We start from the raw sequence: 1,461 nt of genomic DNA on the forward strand, positions 1-1,461 counted from the left end.
TCAAGATATCCCTGCATCAGAAAATTATCACCACACCGGTAAACGCGGTTTACTGCTTCACAGCCTCGATGTGGCCATTTACGCGATGCGCCTGCGCCGTAATGCGATATTACCGCCCAATACCCCACCCGAAGAGGTTATCCACCGAGAGATTGTTTGGGTCTATGGCGTGTTTTTATGCGCGCTGCTGCACGACTCAGGCAAGATTAATGATGTGGACATCGAGTTGCATCAAGAAAGCGGGGAGGGGGAGCGTTGGAGTCCAGTGATGGGCGCCATCACCAGACCGTACCGCTGCCGATACCACAAAGCGCGACCCTCCCACTGAACAAAAAAGGCGCCGAAGGTTTTGTTGAGGGGGAGCTTCTTTATTTGATGAGTAAGCCCATTGCTGACCGTCTACGCAGCACGCTGCTTGAGCGTGGCATCACCTCTGTTACTTCGGACAATTCCCGTCTGTTTAACGAGCTGCAGCAACACCAACTTATTCGTCCGAACGCTGACGACCTGGCGATTTGGAAGTGCGAGGTGCTGCTCTCTGAGTTTGACTGGCGCCAAACCTTTACCTTTATCTGTGTGCATTGGCCGACATTCGCCCCAGAAGCCGAGCTGGAGAGCTTGGTGGGACACATTCTTCCTGTTGAGGTAGACGTTGAGGGAGAAGCGACGACTGCTCAACCTCAGTCAATCGTGTCTGTGAATGAAGATGCACCTATGGCAGACACCACTCATCTTGAAGCGCCACCCAACCATGACGCCATCAGTGATGACCTCATGGCTTTCATGCAGCCCGCTATGACGCAGACTACATCGCCCATCGAGCAAGAGGATGAAGACCCAGAAGCGACAACTTCAGCGGCAATAGAGCCCGCTGCGCCGATGGATGAGGTCGAAGCCGCGTTGGAAGCGTTAAACGCTGAGCCTGTCTCTGTGCCTGAGTCCAGTGAGCCTCACGCTCTCATGCAGAAGATTGATTTGAGAGAGACCAACGGCGAAGACTTGGGCCGTGCTTTCTATGAATGGTTAGATTCAGTCCTTAAAGGCGGCGTGCACCCGGTGAATCGTCAAGACGCGTTATTCCATCGCCTTGAACAAGGTCTGTTTGTGGTTTCGCCTGGCGCCTTTCGTACCTTCATCGATGAGCGTTGCCAATACGCCAAAGCCAACAGTTACAGCGAAGTACAACAAGGGTTGCAGCCTTTAAAGCGTCATATCGTCACGAAAGAGGCGCGCAACGTACATAAAGCGCGCATTCAAGATTCTAACCAAGCGCTGAACGGCTTTTTGTTTCCTTTGACCGAAGCGTGGGAAACTCGCTACGCGGTCAATCCACTTGTGATGTTGGAGGGGGTATGAGCATGAAAAAAGACGATCTTACCAGTGAAGTGTGCCATGTCATGATCACCAAACTGGCTTACTTGGCCGTCTCTGGTCAAGAGGAGGTGCTAAAAGCCATTGGAG

Annotated in this window: 2 protein-coding genes; both read left to right on the forward strand. The window is 52.6% G+C overall.

What is annotated here, in order from left to right:
- The coding region (locus tag ACED46_RS21860; RefSeq protein WP_371722450.1) for a TraI domain-containing protein at nt 1-328 on the forward strand (328 nt) is incomplete at its 5' end.
- Between the two features lie 44 nt (nt 329-372).
- Nucleotides 373-1,356, forward strand: a complete 984-nt coding sequence (locus tag ACED46_RS21865; RefSeq protein WP_371722451.1) for a conjugal transfer nickase/helicase domain-containing protein — start codon at nt 373-375, stop codon at nt 1,354-1,356.
- Nucleotides 1,357-1,461: the final 105 nt, after the last annotated feature.

Origin of the sequence: Vibrio sp. 1S139 (genome assembly GCF_041439475.1) — a bacterium.
Classification (GTDB): Bacteria; Pseudomonadota; Gammaproteobacteria; order Enterobacterales; family Vibrionaceae; genus Vibrio; species Vibrio crassostreae_C.